The sequence below is a fragment of the Polynucleobacter necessarius genome (assembly GCF_900095205.1).
Taxonomy (GTDB): domain Bacteria; phylum Pseudomonadota; class Gammaproteobacteria; order Burkholderiales; family Burkholderiaceae; genus Polynucleobacter; species Polynucleobacter necessarius_E.
Genome location: NZ_LT606951.1, coordinates 77,384 through 95,595, shown reverse-complemented (window position 1 = coordinate 95,595; position 18,212 = coordinate 77,384). Strand labels below are relative to the sequence as shown.

Annotated in this window: 23 protein-coding genes and 1 pseudogene; 10 read left to right on the top strand and 14 right to left on the bottom strand. The window is 45.8% G+C overall.

Features of this window, described 5'->3' with window-relative positions; translation table 11 throughout:
- Window positions 1–158 precede the first annotated feature (158 nt).
- From DXE37_RS00545 to dapF, 6 genes are all read left to right on the top strand, one after another.
- Entirely contained in the window at window positions 159–638 is a 480-nt protein-coding gene (locus DXE37_RS00545) for a lysophospholipid acyltransferase family protein (RefSeq protein ID WP_114636210.1), read from the top strand.
- A gap of 14 nt (window positions 639–652) precedes the next feature.
- The gene (locus tag DXE37_RS00540) at window positions 653–1,018 is read left to right on the top strand and encodes an LpxL/LpxP family acyltransferase (RefSeq protein WP_231970856.1); all 366 of its coding nucleotides are present in this window, start codon (window positions 653–655) and stop codon (window positions 1,016–1,018) included.
- A 23-nt stretch (window positions 1,019–1,041) separates the two neighbouring features.
- On the top strand, window positions 1,042–1,284 hold the full coding sequence (locus DXE37_RS11900) for an LpxL/LpxP family acyltransferase (RefSeq protein ID WP_231970854.1): 243 nt from the start codon (window positions 1,042–1,044) through the stop codon (window positions 1,282–1,284).
- 194 nt (window positions 1,285–1,478) lie between these two features.
- A complete protein-coding gene (locus DXE37_RS13200; RefSeq protein ID WP_269460250.1) occupies window positions 1,479–1,748 on the top strand; it encodes a lysophospholipid acyltransferase family protein in 270 nt (89 codons plus the stop codon).
- The gene (locus DXE37_RS13195) at window positions 1,741–1,938 is read left to right on the top strand and encodes an LpxL/LpxP family acyltransferase (protein WP_331852156.1); all 198 of its coding nucleotides are present in this window, start codon (window positions 1,741–1,743) and stop codon (window positions 1,936–1,938) included. Before DXE37_RS13200 ends, DXE37_RS13195 begins: the two co-directional genes overlap by 8 nt.
- A 59-nt stretch (window positions 1,939–1,997) precedes the next feature.
- Window positions 1,998–2,852: a diaminopimelate epimerase gene (gene dapF / locus DXE37_RS00530; RefSeq protein WP_114637491.1), complete on the top strand. Its 855-nt coding sequence runs from the start codon at window positions 1,998–2,000 to the stop codon at window positions 2,850–2,852.
- A gap of 12 nt (window positions 2,853–2,864) precedes the next feature.
- Here the strand turns inward: dapF and pyrE are convergent, their stop codons facing one another.
- Window positions 2,865–3,533 carry an orotate phosphoribosyltransferase gene (pyrE, locus tag DXE37_RS00525; RefSeq protein ID WP_114636208.1) on the bottom strand — a complete coding sequence of 223 codons (669 nt, stop codon included), beginning with the start codon at window positions 3,531–3,533 and terminating at the stop codon, window positions 2,865–2,867.
- A gap of 8 nt (window positions 3,534–3,541) precedes the next feature.
- Between pyrE and DXE37_RS00520 the strand changes: the two genes are divergently transcribed.
- Window positions 3,542–4,324, top strand: coding sequence for an exodeoxyribonuclease III (locus DXE37_RS00520; protein ID WP_114636207.1), 783 nt, complete (start codon window positions 3,542–3,544; stop codon window positions 4,322–4,324).
- A 75-nt stretch (window positions 4,325–4,399) separates the two neighbouring features.
- On the opposite strand, the pseudogene DXE37_RS00515 reads toward DXE37_RS00520, so the two are convergent.
- The 13 genes and pseudogenes from DXE37_RS00515 to gatC form a co-directional block, all read right to left on the bottom strand.
- Window positions 4,400–5,680, bottom strand: a pseudogene (locus tag DXE37_RS00515) (AmpG family muropeptide MFS transporter); the annotation flags it as partial.
- A complete protein-coding gene (gene metW / locus DXE37_RS00510; protein WP_114636206.1) occupies window positions 5,673–6,269 on the bottom strand; it encodes a methionine biosynthesis protein MetW in 597 nt (198 codons plus the stop codon). The gene metW and the pseudogene DXE37_RS00515, both read right to left, overlap by 8 nt.
- The gene (gene metX / locus DXE37_RS00505; RefSeq protein ID WP_114636205.1) at window positions 6,266–7,402 is read right to left on the bottom strand and encodes a homoserine O-succinyltransferase MetX; all 1,137 of its coding nucleotides are present in this window, start codon (window positions 7,400–7,402) and stop codon (window positions 6,266–6,268) included. Before metX ends, metW begins: the two co-directional genes overlap by 4 nt.
- Window positions 7,399–8,049 carry a nucleoid occlusion factor SlmA gene (slmA, locus tag DXE37_RS00500; protein ID WP_114636204.1) on the bottom strand — a complete coding sequence of 217 codons (651 nt, stop codon included), beginning with the start codon at window positions 8,047–8,049 and terminating at the stop codon, window positions 7,399–7,401. The genes metX and slmA overlap by 4 nt, the downstream gene beginning before the upstream one ends.
- A 10-nt stretch (window positions 8,050–8,059) precedes the next feature.
- A complete protein-coding gene (gene argB / locus DXE37_RS00495) occupies window positions 8,060–8,962 on the bottom strand; it encodes an acetylglutamate kinase (protein WP_114637490.1) in 903 nt (300 codons plus the stop codon).
- 13 nt (window positions 8,963–8,975) lie between these two features.
- A complete protein-coding gene (gene dksA, locus DXE37_RS00490; protein ID WP_174221040.1) occupies window positions 8,976–9,353 on the bottom strand; it encodes an RNA polymerase-binding protein DksA in 378 nt (125 codons plus the stop codon).
- A gap of 219 nt (window positions 9,354–9,572) precedes the next feature.
- Window positions 9,573–10,595 (bottom strand): CobW family GTP-binding protein, encoded by a 1,023-nt coding sequence (locus DXE37_RS00485; RefSeq protein ID WP_114637489.1) that lies wholly within the window; start codon window positions 10,593–10,595, stop codon window positions 9,573–9,575.
- A 63-nt stretch (window positions 10,596–10,658) separates the two neighbouring features.
- Window positions 10,659–11,660 carry a tyrosine recombinase XerC gene (locus DXE37_RS00480; protein WP_114636202.1) on the bottom strand — a complete coding sequence of 334 codons (1,002 nt, stop codon included), beginning with the start codon at window positions 11,658–11,660 and terminating at the stop codon, window positions 10,659–10,661.
- Window positions 11,641–11,991 (bottom strand): DUF484 family protein, encoded by a 351-nt coding sequence (locus DXE37_RS11890; protein WP_231970850.1) that lies wholly within the window; start codon window positions 11,989–11,991, stop codon window positions 11,641–11,643. Before DXE37_RS11890 ends, DXE37_RS00480 begins: the two co-directional genes overlap by 20 nt.
- 148 nt (window positions 11,992–12,139) lie before the next feature.
- Window positions 12,140–12,313 carry a DUF484 family protein gene (locus DXE37_RS11885; RefSeq protein WP_231970844.1) on the bottom strand — a complete coding sequence of 58 codons (174 nt, stop codon included), beginning with the start codon at window positions 12,311–12,313 and terminating at the stop codon, window positions 12,140–12,142.
- 27 nt (window positions 12,314–12,340) lie between these two features.
- Complete coding sequence (gene gatB, locus DXE37_RS00470) at window positions 12,341–13,813, bottom strand: Asp-tRNA(Asn)/Glu-tRNA(Gln) amidotransferase subunit GatB (protein ID WP_114636201.1); 1,473 nt, start codon at window positions 13,811–13,813, stop codon at window positions 12,341–12,343.
- A complete protein-coding gene (gene gatA / locus DXE37_RS00465) occupies window positions 13,810–15,327 on the bottom strand; it encodes an Asp-tRNA(Asn)/Glu-tRNA(Gln) amidotransferase subunit GatA (protein ID WP_114636200.1) in 1,518 nt (505 codons plus the stop codon). The genes gatB and gatA overlap by 4 nt, the downstream gene beginning before the upstream one ends.
- A complete protein-coding gene (gene gatC / locus DXE37_RS00460; RefSeq protein WP_114636199.1) occupies window positions 15,324–15,617 on the bottom strand; it encodes an Asp-tRNA(Asn)/Glu-tRNA(Gln) amidotransferase subunit GatC in 294 nt (97 codons plus the stop codon). The genes gatA and gatC overlap by 4 nt, the downstream gene beginning before the upstream one ends.
- A 61-nt stretch (window positions 15,618–15,678) precedes the next feature.
- Here gatC and DXE37_RS00455 point away from each other — a divergent pair, with 61 nt between their 5' ends.
- The 3 genes from DXE37_RS00455 to mreD are packed head-to-tail and all read left to right on the top strand — an operon-like array spanning window position 15,679 to window position 18,205.
- On the top strand, window positions 15,679–16,722 hold the full coding sequence (locus DXE37_RS00455; protein ID WP_114636198.1) for a rod shape-determining protein: 1,044 nt from the start codon (window positions 15,679–15,681) through the stop codon (window positions 16,720–16,722).
- A 26-nt stretch (window positions 16,723–16,748) separates the two neighbouring features.
- Entirely contained in the window at window positions 16,749–17,684 is a 936-nt protein-coding gene (gene mreC / locus DXE37_RS00450) for a rod shape-determining protein MreC (protein ID WP_114636197.1), read from the top strand.
- Complete coding sequence (mreD, locus tag DXE37_RS00445; RefSeq protein ID WP_114636196.1) at window positions 17,681–18,205, top strand: rod shape-determining protein MreD; 525 nt, start codon at window positions 17,681–17,683, stop codon at window positions 18,203–18,205. Before mreC ends, mreD begins: the two co-directional genes overlap by 4 nt.
- Window positions 18,206–18,212: the final 7 nt, after the last annotated feature.

Genomic DNA, 18,212 nt, shown 5'->3' with positions numbered 1-18,212 from the left:
GTGCCAGGAACTACAACGGCGACGCTTTAGCAGAATTTGTGAATCGCCCTGCAAGTTGCCTTAACTCAGCGATGTGAGGATTCTATCCGAAAAATGGCTAATTCAGCAAGGTAAGGCAAAATTCACACGCTGAGAATGGCATTGAATATCATTAAGGGGTGCGAAAACTCCTACTCAAGCTCTGCCTCAATACGATTGCCGCGCTCCCACTCGCGCTTACACAGCTGATTGGGGCCTTTTTAGGTCTTTTAGCCTATGTTGGCTCTAAACACTATCGATCACTGTTTCACCCCCGATATGAAGCTGTAGTCCATACGCGCAACTTACCGCTGAAGCTTTGGGAAGCTATTAGGGCTTCTGGAATGCTTTATTCAGACAGTTTATGGATTTGGCGCAACCCCGCAAAAGCACTTCAATTAGTTGAAGTGCAAAACTGGGACGTCGTTGAAGCCGCGATCGGCGAAGGACATGGCCTGGTCATGCTCACACCTCATCTTGGGGGCTTTGAAATTATTCCTCGGGTATTGGCGCAACATTTTCCTGCGACCATTCTTTATCGCTCCTCCCGCCAAGAATGGTTCAATGAGGTGGTTGAAGAAGGTCGCGCCCCAATATGCACTTTGTTCCGACAAACTTGAATGGTATTCGCCAAATGACTCGGGCACTAACACGTGGAGAGGCGCCATTGGCATTCTTCCGGATCAAGTTCCTAACGGTGGCAAAGGTGTTTGGGCGCCATTCTTTGGACGTCCTGCATACACCAACTCCACTACCAGCTCGACTCGCTAACCGCAACAACACACCAGTCATTATGTTTACCGCCAAGCGCAAAGGTATAGGTGCCGGATGGCTAATGCAGGCAACTCGTCTCGCACCCCTGTCTGAAGATGCGGAGCTTGCGGCCGCGGAACTAAACGTTGCAATTGAAAACGTCGTACTCGTTGCACCTGAGCAATTCATTTGGCCCTATAACCGCTATAAGCACCCAGCCGGCGCAGAATTACCTCCAAGCAATTAAATAAATTCTTTATCATTTTTGAAATGACCTGGTTACAGAACCTCTTCAACTTTTTAGCGCTGAGTCTTTTGCGCCTCTTTGCTTTTTTACCTTACACCATTACCGTCTATGTAGGATATGGGCTTGGATGGCTAGCAGCCCATATTCCAAATGGTCGTACGCATGTAGTGAAAACCAATTTACGCTTGTGTTTTCCTAATCTCAGCGAAAAAGAAATTGACGAGCTTGCTATAGAGCACTGCAAATTATTTGGTCGCAGTGTATAAGAAGTCATATTTGGCTTGGTAGCGGTAAGCAAATTACCGACATTGTCAACATTGAATCGGCTATCACCTTAGGCGATCGTAAATCGCGACTACTGATTAATCCCCACTTTGTTGGCCTTGAAGGTGGCTTTATGGCGCTTTCAGTGCTTGCTAACCAATATGACTAGCCACGTGGTGTTGGCCTATACCAAAACATGAAGAATCCTTTTTTCAATCAAAAAATGATCGAGTGGCGAAATCGCTTTGGGGGTAAGTCCATTGAAAGACAAAGCCGCTTACGTGATCTCATTCACGAAATTCAGACTGGCAACTTTATTTTTATTGCACCAGATATTGATCTTGGTCCGCGAGACTCCGTCTTTGCCCCATTCTTTGGCATACAAACCAACACCATTACGTCTGTATCCCGCCTAGCAAGACTTAGCGGCGCTGAAGTCTGCCTTATGACCACCCACCCTGAATAAAAACTGGAAGGGATATACCTGCAATATCAGCGAGCCCCTGCTAAACTTTCCTAGCGATGATATTGAAAAAGATACTGCACGCTTAAATCAATACATTGAAGAACTTGTTCGTGAAAGACCAGCAGAGTACTATTGGGTGCATAAGCGCTTTAAACATAGGCCGCCTGGCAAGCCCAATCTTTACGATTAAACGGAACTATTTTGAGTATCAATACTGGTAACCCATTACGCAAGTTACGCTTCACCAAAATGCATGGTGCGGGCAATGATTTCATTGTGCTCAATGGTATTGATCAAGATCTCAGTAATTTTTCTCGTGAACAGTGGCAGGCTTTAGCGCATCGCCAATTTGGCATTGGTGCAGATCAAATTCTGTTGGTTGAAAAAGCAACGCGCCCAGATACTGATTTTCGTTATCGTATTTTTAATGCGGATGGTGGCGAGGTAGAGCAATGCGGCAATGGTTCGCGTTGCTTTGTCCGTTTTGTATTGGACCACGGCTTGTCCAATAAAAACCCCCTTCGAGTAGAAGTAGCGCATACCATCCTCACGCTCAAGTCTCATCCCGATGGCCAAGTCGAAGTAAATATGGGTGCGCCTATTTTTGAACATAGTCATATTCCATTTAATGCAAACGGTTTAGCGAGCGTTCAAGAATTTCATGAAACGCTTTACGCGCTTCCATTGAACCAGCCTGCCATGCACGACAGCTTGGTGGGCATTCTCTCAATGGGTAATCCACATGCTGTTCAAGTAGTTGGCGATGTTGATAGCGCGCCCGTTCTAGAAGAAGGCCCTGAAATTGAAAAATTTGCAGCCTTTCCAAAGAAAGTTAATGTGGGCTACATGCAAGTCATGAATCGCAATGAAATTAAACTACGCGTCTATGAGCGGGGCGCTGGAGAAACTTTGGCCTGCGGTACTGGTGCTTGTGCGGCAGTTGTTTCAGGCGTCCGCAGAGGCTTATTAGACTCACCAGTAAAAGTGAATACGCGTGGTGGCGTCTTACAAATTGCATGGGCTGGAAAAATAAAAGAAATCATTCAGCCCGTCATCATGACAGGCCCAGCAGTTACCGTGTTTGAAGGTGAAACTGAAATCTAAGGGCGATTGCTCTTAGATGCCGTATTTCTCGCGATAAGTTTTGACTGCTGGCAAGTAATTAGTCAATTGAGCGTCGCTCGATGCAGTTAAGAAAGCCATTAGACCAGCTAAGTTAGCAATTGAAATCACTGGCAATCCAAACTCCTGCTCTACCGCTTGAACAGCAGACTTATCGCCAATTTCTACGGCATTGCCAGAGCGCTCCATACGATCCAATGCAATTAACACTGCGGCAGGTTCGCCCCCAGCATTACGAATCAGATCTACCGACTCTCTAACGGAGGTGCCTGCTGATATAACATCATCTACTATGACCACTCTACCCTTCACGGGTGCGCCAACCAATACACCACTTTCTCCATGATTCTTGGCTTCTTTTCGGTTGTAGGCATACGGAACATTAATACCATCATCCGCCAATGCAATTGCAGTAGCAGCGGCTAAAGCGATCCCTTTATATGCCGGCCCATAGAGCATGTCGAACTGTATTTTGGATTCTTGTAAGGCTTTTGCATAAGAACGACCTAATGCGCTTAAGCGAGCACCATCATTAAATTCGCCCGCATTAAAGAAATATGGCGAAAGTCTGCCTGCTTTAGTTTTAAACTCTCCAAAGGACAAAACTTTTGCCCCCAAGGCAAAACGAATAAAGTTATCTTGATTTGAATTATTTGAGCTCATAGACCTACATGTTACGCATCATTTCAGCGAATCTCAATGGTATCCGTTCAGCAATAAAGAAAGGCTTCCTGCCGTGGGCCGTCAAGCAAAAGGCTGACTTCATTTGCATGCAAGAGCTTAAAGCTCAACGTGACGACTTAGAAGATGCGCTTCTCAATCCAGATGGCATGCATGGTTTTTTTCACCATACTGAGAAAAAAGGCTATAGCGGCTGCGGTATTTACACCCCTCACAAGCCTGATGAAGTCTTGTACGGCTATGGGAATGAAGAGTTTGATGCCGAGGGACGATATGTAGAGGCGCGCTTTAAAGGTCTCTCTGTTATTTCTGTTTATATGCCCTCAGGCTCAAGCTCAACCGAACGCCAAGAAGCAAAATATCGTTATCTTGATAGCTTTCTACCTCATCTTGTTTCTCTCAAAAAATCAGGTCGTGAAATCGTACTCTGCGGCGATGTGAATATCGCCCACCAAGAGATTGATCTAAAAAACTGGAAAGGTAATCTCAAAAATTCTGGTTTCTTGCCAGAAGAGCGCGCATGGCTTACCCATCTGTTTAGCAAAGTTGGTTATGTAGATGTCTATCGCCAGCTTGAGCCCGAAGCAACTGAGGCTTGCTATACCTGGTGGAGTAATCGCGGGCAAGCTTATGCTAAGAATATAGGTTGGCGCATTGATTACCACATCACTACGCCGGGTATCGCTGCAAGCGCTAAAAAAACAGCTATATATAAAGATGAGAAATTCTCAGACCATGCTCCACTCACGGTCGATTACGACTGGAAAATTTAAGCAGTAATAAAAAATAGCAAGGGAATTACTCCCCCCTTTTTTGATCTGGACGATCTTGAAATGAATCGTTGCCCAAATGAGGAGCAGGACGGGAGCACCAATAATGGCGGTGCCATAGAAGAATGCTTGGTACCCAAAGTGATCCACAAACACCCCCGAAAAGCCTGCCAACCACTTAGGGAGAAGTAACATCATCGAGCTAAATAGGGCGTACTGAGTTGCAGAGTAACGAATATTGGTAAGCGCAGATAAGAACGCAATAAAGGCTGCACTAGCTATGCCTGAACTCAGGTTATCCGCAGAAATGGCCCAAATCAAACCATGTAAATCATGCCCTTGAGTTGCTAACCAGGCAAAGAGTAAATTGCTTACCGCCGAAAGAATCGCGCCCACAAATAAAATTTTCAAGACACCAAAGCGTAGCGTAAGTACACCGCCAACAAACGCACCTACCAAGGTCATCACCACGCCGAATACTTTACTAACAGCAGCCACTTCGTCTTTGGTGTAGCCCATATCCACATAAAATGGATTTGCCATGATGCCCATCACAACATCACTAATGTGATAGACTGCAATTAAAGCTAAGATCAAAATAGCATGCCAGCGATAGCGCGTGATAAATTCTGCAAAGGGCTCAATCAATGTTTGGTAAAGCCATGCTTTGGCTGTACGAACTTTTGCTAACTTATACTGAGCCGGTTCTTTACTTAATAACGTTGTAATCACCCCAACCCCAATAGAGGCCGCCGTACAGAGGTAGGCAAATTGCCAAGTACTCGCATCATAGCCACTTCCTATTTCTGCTCGAGCAGCCAGCCAGAGCACTCCGGCACCAGCCCAAATTAATGCGAGTCGATAACCTGTTTGATAGGTGGCAGCTAAAGCTGCTTGATGATCGCTAGTGGCTGACTCAATACGAAAAGCATCCAAAGCAATATCTTGGGTAGCAGACCCAAAAACAACTAATAGTGCACACTAAACAAGAGACTCGAGCGCAAGCTTGGGATCTAAATTTGACATCAAAATTAAACCGATGATGATGAGGGCTTGCGCAAAGAGCAGCCAACTACGGCGTCGACCAAATAACTTTGTTAAAAGCGGAATTTGCAGACGATCAACCAGCGGAGCCCATACCCACTTGAATGCATAGATCAAACCAACCCAGGTTAAGTAACCAATCGTACTGCGATCAATATCAGCTTCGCGCAGCCAAAAGCTGAGGGTTCCAAGAATCAACAGCAAAGGAAGGCCTGCAGAAAAGCCCAAGAACAACATGCGCGAACAAGGCCATTCGAGATAAACGCGAAAGTCTTTAAGCCACGACTGCACTACATTGAGCAGCTTGTTAGGCACGTCGAATGCGGAATAAAGCGAGACTGCCAAATAGGTTTGGCATCATGGTAACTTGGCGACCTTCATGCAGGATGCATTGATCGAGCACTTTCAGACCAAGGCTTGAAGCCAATCTCTCAAAATCGGCAACTGTCAAAACACGGACATTTGGCGTGTTATACCACTGGTAAGGCAAGCTCTTAGAAACCGGCATATGACCGAAGCCTACAGCGAGCCGATGTGACCAATGCCCAAAATTTGGAAAAGAAATCACCGACTCTTTTCCTACGCGCACTACCTCACGCAATATCTTTTCAGTTTGATGAATAGTTTGAAGCGTCTGAGACAGCACAACAGTATCAAAACTATTGTCTTCAAATAATGCTAGGCCACCTTCTAAGTCTTGCTGGATAACATTCAGACCTTTTTGTACGCAGGCAAGTACGCGTGAATCATCAATTTCTACACCATAGGAACGCACTGGTTTTTGTTTCTGCAAAAACTCCAGAAAACTCCCATCGCCACAACCAAGATCCAGCACCTGACTATTGGGTGCAATCCAATTCGCTATGGCAGAAAAATCGGCACGCTTATTATGAATACTCATCATTGAGCCTCAAGCATTTGCTTAAAGTAAGCGCGAACTAGATTATGGTAGCGCGCATCATCCAACAAGAATGCATTGTGGCCATGCGGCGCATCAATCTCCGCATAAGTAACTTCACTCTTGTTACTGAGTAAGGACTGAACAATCTCACGACTACGATCTGGTGGAAAGCGCCAATCTGTTGAAAAACTCACCACCAAAAATTTAGCCTGCACCTCTGCTAAAGCTCGATTAAGACTGCCGTCGTAACGACGCGCCGGATCAAAATAATCTAGGGCGCGTGTAATGAGTAGGTAAGTATTGGCATCGAAGTAAGTTGAGAATTTATCGTCCTGATGACGTAAATAACTTTCAACTTCAAACTCAACGTCAAAACTAAAACGATAGTCATCAGATTCGCCATTTGGACGTTGTAATTCACGACCAAATTTCTCGGCCATATCATCATCTGACAAATAGGTAATATGTCCAACTATACGAGCTAAGCGTAAGCCACGTTTTGGCACCACACCATACTCATAATAATTTCCGCCATGAAAATCAGGGTCGGACAAAATGGCATTGCGTGCCACTTCATTAAAGGCAATATTTTGAGCGCTTAATCTCGGAGTAGAAGCTACCACTACGCAATGATCAATTCGCTTGGGGAACCGAATAGCCCAAGCCATTGCCTGCATACCACCCAAACTACCACCCATCACAGCCGCAAATTTACGAATACCTAGCTTGTCAGCCAGGCGAGCTTGGGTATTGACCCAGTCTTCGACCGTAACAACAGGGAAATCAGCGCCATAAGGCTTGCCGGTGGCAGAATTAATGCTCATGGGTCCAGTTGAACCAAAGCAAGAGCCTAAATTATTTACGCCGATAACAAAGAAATGATTGGTGTCCACTGGCTTACCAGGACCAATCATGTTGTCCCACCAGCCAATATCTTCTGGATCGTCGGGACTTGGACCTGCTACGTGATGGGATGCATTGAGTGCATGACAAACCAGTACAGCATTACTTTTATCGGCGTTCAGTTTGCCGTAAGTTTCAATCACTAGATCGTAGCCAGACAGCATGGCGCCACTTTGCAAAGGCAAGGGCTCGGCAAAGTGAATGGTGTTTCTAGAGAGGTGTAACTCGCTCATTCTGACAGGAGAAGGCGCAAACTAACATCGGACGCTTCAGTAGGCAACTTCTTAAATCCGCTACGAGCAAAGCAATGCCAACGGCCCAAAACAAAACTCATCAACATGGCAGCGCGAATACTCACCTCTTCTTGCCCCAGCTGTCCCCAGTTGCCGCCCTGGGTTTGGGCAATTCGCAAAGCTTGTTTAAGAGAAGCTTCAACACAATCTAGCACTTGCGTAATACGCTCTTGCAAACGATCGTCCTCTTGTAATAAAGCATCTCCCAATAAAACACACGTCATGCCGGGATTTTTCTCGGCAAAGAAAAGTAGCATTTGCAAAATGCCACGCGCCTGCGCAAGACCAGACTCTTCTTTCTGATTGATTTGATTAATCAATCCAAAAACAGTTTGCTCAATAAAAGAAATCAGGCCTTCGAACATCTGCGCCTTGCTGGCGAAATGCCGATACAAGGCAGCCTCTGAAACCTCAATCTTGGCAGCTAAAGCGGCTGTAGTCACACGCTCACCTTTAGGGTTTTGCAACATCTCAGCAAGCACCTGCAATATCTGCAAACGACGCTCGCCTGGGCGTGGACGCTTGCGTGTCTTGCCAGCGTCAGCGCTGCTGTCGTTGATATCTGCTGGCTCTAGGGATTCGCGCATCGTGATTTACTTATCTAGACCGGATCATCGTACCGAATGCCTGCTCGGTCAAAATTTCTAACAACAATGAATGTTCAATGCGGCCATCAATAATATGGACTGAATTCACCCCGCTCTTTGCAGCATCTAGTGCAGAAGAGATCTTTGGCAACATACCCCCAGAAATTGTGCCATCGGCAAACAAGCCGTCAATTTCTCGAGCGGTTAAATCCGTTAATAAGGTGCCATTTTTATCCATCACTCCAGGAATATTAGTCATCATGACTAATTTTTCAGCGTGCAGAATTTCGGCCATCTTGCCGGCAACTAGATCAGCGTTGATGTTATAAGCCTGACCTTCTTCGCTAAATCCGATTGGCGAAATCACTGGAATAAATGCATCGTCCTGCAAAGCCTTAACAACCGCAGGGTTGATAGCTTCAATTTCACCGACAAATCCTAGGTCAATCATTCCACCAGCTTGCTTTTCATCAGCAACTAACATTTTCTTGGCACGAATGAGTCCACCGTCTTTGCCGGTTAAGCCAACTGCTTGGCCGCCAAAATGGTTAATGAGCATTACGATATCTTGTTGCACTTCACCGCCAAGAACCCATTCCACAACCTCCATGATTTCTTCATCGGTTACACGCATACCCTGAATAAAGGCGCCTGTCTTACCAATTTTCTTGAGAGCTTCATCAATTTGCGGGCCGCCACCATGAACCACGACCGGATTCATGCCAACCAGTTTCAATAGAATGACATCACGCGCAAAACTTTCCTTGAGGCGCTCTTCAACCATGGCGTTTCCACCATACTTAATCACAATTGTTTTGCCGTGATATGAACGGATATAAGGCAAAGCTTCTGCCAAAATCTCCGCCTTTAACAAAGGAGGAATATCACTAATAGTAGATAAATTCTTAGTCATCGCTGCTTCAAATTTATTCGCCAAATAATTTTTGACAGAGTTCCCGACGCTCTTGTGCTTCAAGAGATAAATTGGCTGTAGGTCTTGCAATTAAGCGGTTTAAGCCAATAGGCTCACCAGTTTCTTCACACCAACCGTAGTCACCGGATTCAATACGCGCCAAAGCTTGCTCTACTTTTTTGAGCAATTTGCGCTCACGATCACGTGTACGCAATTCCAATGCATGCTCTTCTTCAATGGTTGCGCGATCAGCTGGATCAGGAACCAAAATATTTTCACGCAGATGCTCGGTAGTTTCAGAAGCATTTTTCAGAATGTCTTCTTTAAGAGTGAGCAATTTTTGACGGAAAAAATCCAGCTGCGCAGCATTCATATAGTCCTTATCGGACATCTTGAGCAATTCTGCCTCAGCAAGTGATGCGCCTTTTGCAACTTTTGTGCTTGAAGCTTTGCTGCTAGCTTTTGCAAGAGCCGCTGGTTTTGTTGCTGTTTTTGCCATCATCTCATTCTTCCCTGGTTTGAAGCATTATTGCCTCATTCTGCTAAACTTTTACTGCCACAAAATCAATGTTTAGAAATATTGACCGTGGCGGCGGATTGTACCCGAATCCTACTTAACCAAACATCCCTCAAGCCCAGCCAATAGGGTGTCTTTAGGTAAGTCGATCCCTATAAACACCATGCGGGTTTGCTTGGGCTCTACCCCCCATGGACCGGCTAAATCACTGCCCATCATCTGATGAACCCCCTGGAATACCACTTTTCGAGCACTTCCCTTCACATAGAGCACACCTTTATAACGCAGTATCTTCTCACCAAAGACCTCCAAAATGCCTCCTAGGAAGTCTTCCAGTTTTTTATGATCAAAGGGTTTATCACTACGAAAAACAAAGGACTGAATACGGTCTATATGCCCGGCATGACCATGGTGATCATGGTTGTGGTCATGACCGCAATTGGCACGATCATGGTCTTCCTGCTCCAGGAAATGGAGGTCAATATCCAGCTTGGCATTCAGATTAAAGCCCTTAAGGTCCAAAACAGCATTTAATGGCACTATGCCCTTAAAAATGCCTGTTATAGGGGCCCTAGGATTCATATGCAATAAGCGATTGCGCAAGGCCCCCACATCAGCTGGAGAAACAAGATCCGTCTTAGTAATAAAGATTTGATCTGCAAAACCTACCTGGCGCTGAGCCTCTTCATGCTCATTAAGTTGCTGTTGGCCATGCTTAGCATCTACTAAAGTAACTACAGCATCCAAGACGTAATGGTCGGCAACATCATCATCCATAAAAAAGGTCTGGGCAACAGGACCAGGATTAGCAACGCCGGTAGTTTCAATCACCACGCGATCAAAGCTAATTTTCTTATCCTTGCGTTGCTCCCACAGCTCATTCAGGGCCTCTACTAGGTCACCTCGAATGGTGCAGCAAATACAACCATTGCTCATCTGCACAATGTTTTCTTGGTTGTCTTGAACCAAGATATCGTTATCAATATTTTCTTCGCCGAATTCGTTCTCAATCACAGCAATTTTTTTACCGTGCTCTTCCGTCAAAATGTGCTTGAGCAAAGTGGTTTTACCGCTTCCCAGGAAGCCCGTCAAAATGGTTACAGGAATTAGTGCCATGGATAATCCAATCAAAATGCCATCATTTCCCAAAGCGGGAAACCTTCTATATTACCGAGTTCTTCAGCCTTTGCCAGCCTTTGCACGTGGATGCGCTTTATCGTATGCCTGAGCAAGGTGCTGAAAGTCTAAGGAGGTATAAATCTGGGTACTAGCAATACTGGCATGCCCCAACATCTTCTGAACAGCACGTAAATCCTGGGAAGATTGCAGCACATGACTTGCAAAACTATGGCGCATCATATGCGGATGAACATGAGTAGGCAAACCAGCACGCATGGCCAAAGTGCGTAATCGCTCCTGTACCGTGCGAGGTGATAAGCGCTTGCCGGTGGCAGATAAAAATAAAGCGAGCGATTCTTGCACGTAATTACCGGCATCCCGAAGCTCTCTCCATGCAAGCAGTGACTTCATTGCGGGCACACCTACCGGGACAGAGCGCCGTTTGCCGCCCTTACCCAAAACTGTCACCTCGGCAGCATCCCAATCTAACCAGCCAGCAGACTCATGCTGACGATCTTTGCTTTGCATGACATCGATGCCCAGTAACTCTGATAAACGCAAACCTGAGGAATACAACAAATCAATGATTGCAGCATCACGTATTGATTCCAAATCCTTCTTTTCTGCAGCCTCTTTCACCGCCTGATTAACTAGCGAGAGTGCTTGCTCAACTGAAAGAGCTTTGGGTAAAGACTTCAAACGTTTAGGCGCTTTTACATCGTCAACCGGATTGGCGACTAGGTTATTGGCTACCTTCCCTGCGCGTGCATCCCGTCGCGCGTCTTTCTCTGTCAGCCAGTCATACCAACCACGCCATGCAGAAAGTGCTCTAGCAATGCTTCTCGATGACTTGCCTTTGGAATGCAAGCGCCCAGCCCAACAGCGCACATGGCCATTACTAACTTTTAATAACTCGATGGAATCATCAAGTGCAAAATTTTGGAGGTCGCTCAAATCCATACCGTATGCTTTAAGCGTATGCGGCGAAAGTTGGCGCAAAACATGTAGCTCATGCAAATACTCTTGCATGAGAGGATGGAGATCAGTCGCCTTTAGTTTCATAAGCCTGGATACGATCCAAAGCTGCAGCAGTTAATTCAGCGATCTGACGCAAATAAAATGCACCCATATCAGCCGTGAAACGGGATTCGTCTTTACTTGCTAGTAGTAATACTGCTGGTGATTGATTTGCACCAATGCTTTTACCTATTGACAAACCAATGGCCACCATGCTTTGCCAATCAGGGTCAATTGTCGTTTGACTTGCTAAGAGATCTACGCTGGCGGCGGCTAACTCTTTTGCTGAATCACATAAGGGCGTATCCACCCAAGGGCCAAAAGCAGAATTAGGTGATAACAACTGAGCTGAATCCACTTCAAAGACATTCGCCAAACCCAAAGTAATTGCATCCTCAACATCCGACTTATTGTTTGCCTTTTAAGCGCAATAACCAGGCTACCAAACTTTGTTGCGTTTTATCGTTACGACTACCAAAGTGCAATATCTCGCTTAGACGACGATTAAGCTCTTGATTTTGTGTTCACAATACTATCATCTGACGCTCTTGCAAAGAAATAGCGCGATCTTCATGCGGATATCTAATCCGAATCTCATTAAAGAGATCAGCATAGCGTTCAAAAAAACCAGGTGTAGCACGCAACCACTCCGCAACCAACTCTTCTTGCTCGGCTTGCTTTGGATCTATTGCACTCATGAATTTCTTTCTAAAAATATTTTTTGATTAGCCAAGTTTTTTACGCAAGAGTTCATTCACCTGACCAGGGTTAGCTTTACCTTGTGAAGCTTTCATGATCTGACCCACCAGCGCATTGAATGCCTTCTCTTTGCCCGAACGGAACTCTTCAACGGATTTCTGATTGGCTGCCAATACTTGATCAATAATGGCCTCAATCGCTCCGCTATCACTTATTTGTTTCAAACCCTTGGCATCAATCACTTGATCAACAGTGCTGATAGTTTTACCAGCAAGCGCCTCTTCCCAAAGAATGGCGAAGATATCTTTGACAATCTTGTTAGAGATAGTTCCATCTGCCACACGAGAGAGCAGTGGCGCTAAATGCCCTGCTTTTAATGGAGCGTCTGCTGCTGCAATGCCAGCTCGATTTAGGGAAGAAGCAAATTCACCGGCGATCAAATTAGCGGCAGCTTTTGCTAATGGCTTACCGACAATTGCCAATAGTTCCTCGAATACTTTTGCAGTGTCTCGATCTTGTGTAAGCAACTGCGCATCATAGGCGCTTAAACCGAATTCTTTCTGCCACTGCTCACGTAGTTGTGAAGGTAAAGCAGGCATTCTGCTACGCACGTCTGCAACCCAAGCATCATCAATCACTACAGGCAATAAATCGGGATCCGGAAAATAACGATAGTCGTTAGCGTCTTCTTTGCTACGCATACTACGTGTTTCACCGCGGTCAGGATCGTACAAACGCGTTTCTTGAACTACGGTTCCACCATCCTCAATCAACTCAATTTGACGACGTACTTCATATTGAATCGCCTCCTCTAAAAAGCGGAAGGAATTCAAATTCTTAATTTCACAACGAGCGCCAAACTCCGCCTGACCTTTAGGGCGAACAGATACGTTGGCATCGCAACGGAAAGAACCCTCTTGCATATTGCCGTCACATACTCCAAGCCAAACTACTAGGCCATGGAGGGCCCTGGCATAAGCAACCGCCTCAGCTGCGCTGCGCATGACCGGCTCAGTCACAATCTCTAGCAATGGTGTACCCGCTCGATTTAAATCAATCCCGCTAGATGGTTCGCCTTGAGGCCCTGTAAAACCCTCCTCATGAACTGATTTACCCGCATCCTCTTCCATATGAGCACGCGTCAGTTGAACCGCTTTCACCTCCTCACCAACCAAAATTTCTACTTGGCCACCAACCACAACAGGGATGTCCATTTGGCTTATTTGATAACCCTTAGGTAAGTCTGGGTAGAAATAGTTCTTACGAGCAAAAATGCTCGCTGGTGAAATCTTTGCATTTACCGCCAAACCAAAACATATTGCGTGTTCAACAGCCTGACGATTCAATACTGGCAATACACCAGGCAAAGCTAAATCTACTGCACATGCTTGAGTATTTGGTTCAGCACCAAAGCGAGTGCTTGCGCCACTAAAAATCTTCGATTGCGTTTGTAATTGTGCGTGGGTCTCAAGACCAATAACCACTTCCCATTGCATCATGCCACCTCACTTGCTGAACGCAAATGCCAATCGCTGGCTTGCTGATATTGATGGGCAACTTGCAACAGACATGCCTCTGAAAAATAATTCCCAATCAATTGCATACCTATAGGCAAGTTGTTTGTATTAAATCCACATGGAACACTCATTGCTGGCAAGCCTGCTAAGTTTGTAGAGAGCGTGTAAATATCCTCTAAATACATTTGCACCGGATCTTTTGATTTCTCACCTAAGCGCCAAGCTACATCAGGCGCTACGGGCCCTAGAATGACATCGCATTGATTAAATGCAGACTGAAAATCTGCTGCAATAATGCGGCGAATTTTTTGTGCCTGAAGATAATAAGCATCGTAGTAGCCCTGACAAAGAACATACGTTCCAATCATGATGCGACGTCTTGCCTCAGCACCAAAACCCTCGGTACGCGACTTTTGATACATATCACCAAGATCTTTGTATTCGCTAGCTCGATGGCCATAACGCACGCCATCAAAACGACTTAAATTACTAGACGCTTCTGCAGGCGCCAAAACGTAATAGACCGGGATAGAGAGTTTGGTTTTTGGCAAACTCACCTCAATTAATGTTGCGCCTAAGTTTTCTAGTAGCTTGGCCGCCTCATTAACTGAGTTTGCAACATCACCCGCTAAGCCTTCAGCAAAAAATTCTTTCGGCATTCCAACTCGCAAACCCTCTAGTGGCTTTCCTAAATTGGCATTACCTTCTTGCCAAACTTGATTCAAATAACGACTATAGTCTTCGTCAGAATCGGCAAGGGATGTTGAATCACGTGGATCATGCGTAGACATGGCCGAGAGCAGCAATGCGCAATCTTCAGCTGTTTTGCCCATAGGACCAGCTTGATCCAAAGAGGATGCATAAGCAATCATGCCGTAACGGGATACGCGCCCATAGGTTGGCTTAATTCCAGTTAAACCACAGAATGCAGCTGGTTGGCGAATTGAGCCGCCAGTATCAGTACCGGTAGCTATCGGAGCTAAGCCAGCAGCAACTGCAGCAGCAGACCCGCCTGACGAGCCACCAGCTACGTGAGATGCATTCCAAGGGTTTAAGACGGGTCCATAGGCAGAATTTTCATTAGAAGAGCCCATGGCAAACTCATCCATATTGGTTTTTCCCAAACAAACCATGCCTGCTCCGCCTAGGTTATGTTCATCCGGCATTCCCAAATTGGCAACCACCGTAGCATCAAAAGGACTCTGGTATCCGGCCAAGATTTTGGAGGCAGCGGTTGATTTCCAGCCACGCGTTACAAACACATCCTTATGGGCTACGGGGATGCCGGTTAGCTTGCCTGATTTACCTGTGGCAATAAGAGCGTCTGCTTTAGATGCTTGCTCTAAACTTAAGTGAGCATTCACATCAAGATATGCATTCCATTGTTTTCCAGCCTCAATGCGATCTAAAAAGTACTGGGTTAATTCCGTACTGGAGACCTCTTTTGTTGCCAATGCTTTTGCTATTAAGGCAACAGGGGTTTTGTGCCAGCTCATTCAATCACCTTTGGAACCAAAAAGTAGCCATCCTGCTGGGCAGGAGCTGATTGCATGTTTTCGGCACGATGATCAGACTCGGTAACCTGATCAACACGCATTGACTGGGCCAAATCGCGCAAAAAGAGGATTGGATGAGCCAAAGGCTCAAAGCCGGTTGTATCAACAGCTTGCATTTCTTCCACCAGGGAAAAAATAGCCTGTAATTGAGGCAAAACTGCCTCCGCTTCCGTCTGATTTAACTCAAGCCTAGAAAGGTGCGCAATGCGCTGGACATCATCAAGTTTCATGGGGCGCTAGAGTATCATTCCTATATATTTTCATTAACACTTTCTATTTTCCCACTACATCATGTTTGGTTTTTTCCGCAGCTACTTTTCCAATGACCTAGCCATCGACCTAGGAACCGCTAACACCTTAATCTATATGCGTGAGCGGGGTATTGTCCTCGATGAACCCTCCGTAGTAGCTATTCGCCAAGAAGGTGGTCCAAATGGCAAAAAGACCATTTTGGCAGTCGGAAAAGAGGCAAAAGCGATGTTGGGACGCGTTCCAGACAATATTGAGGCCATTCGTCCAATGAAAGATGGTGTTATTGCCGACTTCACGATTACCGAACAAATGCTTAAGCAATTTATCAAGCTTGTTCATGAAAGCAAATTACTAAAGCCAAGTCCACGCATCATCATTTGTGTTCCTTGCGGATCTACGCAAGTGGAGCGTCGCGCGATTCGTGAATCTGCATTAGGCGCTGGTGCATCACAAGTATTTTTAATTGAAGAACCTATGGCTGCTGCTATTGGTTCTGGCTTGCCAGTTTCTGAAGCTGCTGGATCAATGGTCGTTGATATCGGTGGCGGCACAACCGAAGTTGGCGTGATGTCATTAGGCGGCATGGTTTACAAAGGCTCAGTTCGCGTTGGTGGTGATAAGTTTGATGAAGCCATTACGAATTACATCCGTCGTAACTACGGCATGTTGATTGGCGAACAAACTGCTGAGTTAATTAAGAAAACAATTGGCTCTGCATTCCCTGGCGCTGAAATGCGCGAAATGGAAGTAAAAGGGCGCAATCTTTCTGAAGGTATCCCACGTAGTTTTACTGTGACTAGCAACGAAATTTTGGAAGCATTGACTGATCCTTTAAATCAAATTGTGACAGCAGTAAAAGCGGCTCTCGAGCAGATTCCACCTGAGTTGGCGTCCGATATTGCCGAACGCGGAATGATGCTCACAGGCGGTGGCGCCTTGTTGCGCGACCTCGATCGCCTCTTGCTAGAAGAGACTGGTTTACCTATTCATATTGCAGAAGATCCATTAACTTGCGTTGCTCGTGGTTGTGGCATTGCGCTTGAGCGCATGGATAAGTTAGGCGGAGTGTTCTCGCACGAATAAGAGCGACATACACGTCGAACTGGGAATTGCAACATAGCGTTCCACCACTCTTCAGGCAGGGCGTTCCGGCCTTACTTAAACTGATTGTCTGTCTGTCGATCAGCATCGCTCTGATGCTGATCGATTTTCGTTTCAAAGCACTCGACCCCATTCGCAATAATATGAGTTGGGTTTTGCGGCCACTTGAATACATCATGATGGCGCCTAGAAATACATTTGAAGCAACGTCTGAATACTTCACAACACGCGCAGCACTTGACCAAGAAAATCAAGTGATGAAAGTACGGCAAGCGGAACTTGCTTTACTAGCTAATCAATCCGAGTTTTTGATGGTTGAAAACCAAAATTTGCGTGAATTGATGGCCTTGCAAAAGCAGGTCCCTTTCAAAACATTACCAGTTGAAATTCTATTTAATCCACCCAATGCTATCTCTCAACGCATTGTGATTAATCGTGGCAGCAATGATGGGCTAAAGCTTGGCAACCCAATTGCTAATGATTCTGGGATATTGGGTCAAGTAGTCCGCCTCTACGAAAGGTCTGCAGAAGTTTCTCTGCTTGAGGATCGTGATTTTGCGGTTCCTGTACAAGTAGCTCGCAATGGGCTGCGTGCAGCCGTATTTGGTGCTGGGCGCGGTAACCCGCTAGAACTTCGCTATCTACCAGTTGCCAGCGATCTCGAAGTTGGAGATATTTTGCTCACCTCAGGGATTGATGGGGTTTATCCCCCAGGGTTTGCTGTAGCTGTCATTAGCAAAATTGAGCGGAACGTTGATAAAAATTCCTCCAATGAATTTTGCGTACCAGTTGCTGCAGTAAATCGCTATCGCCAGGCGCTTGCACTTTTGTATGATCCGCAGTTTGATGCTAAAGCCCCCTCAGTAAATAATAAATCTACCACAGGAGCGCCTTTAACCAATACGCCCAGTCGCAGGCAAACTCGCGCGCGAGGTATGCAATGATTGATTTTCAGAGTGGCTATATTCTTCGCCCAGTCAATCCTGTCTTTATCTACTTCAGCCTATTTTGTGCTCTGCTGTTAAACCTATTGCCCATTGGTAATTATGGCTGGGTGCCCGATTGGTTGATTCTGTGCGTAGTGTTTTGGAACATCCATCAGCACCGTTATGTGAATGTCATCACCGCCTTCATTCTTGGCTTGATGATGGATGTTCATAACTCAGACCTACTGGGTCTGCATGCCTTTAGTTATTCTTTAGTGGCATACCTTGCAATCTCTTGGCATCGGCGGATTGCTGCCCTCACCGTTTTCTCGCAAGCCTTACACCTACTTCCCATCTTTTTATTAGTTTCCCTATTTCCAGTTTTGGCACATTGGTTGCTCAGTGGGGAATTCTATTGGCGGGCTCTAACGAGCATGATCCAGGCGCTCATTGAAGCAATGCTTTGGCCGTTAGCCACTCGCATACTGCTTGCACCACAACATCGCCCTATAGATGTTGATCACAATCGACCGCTATAAGAAGTAG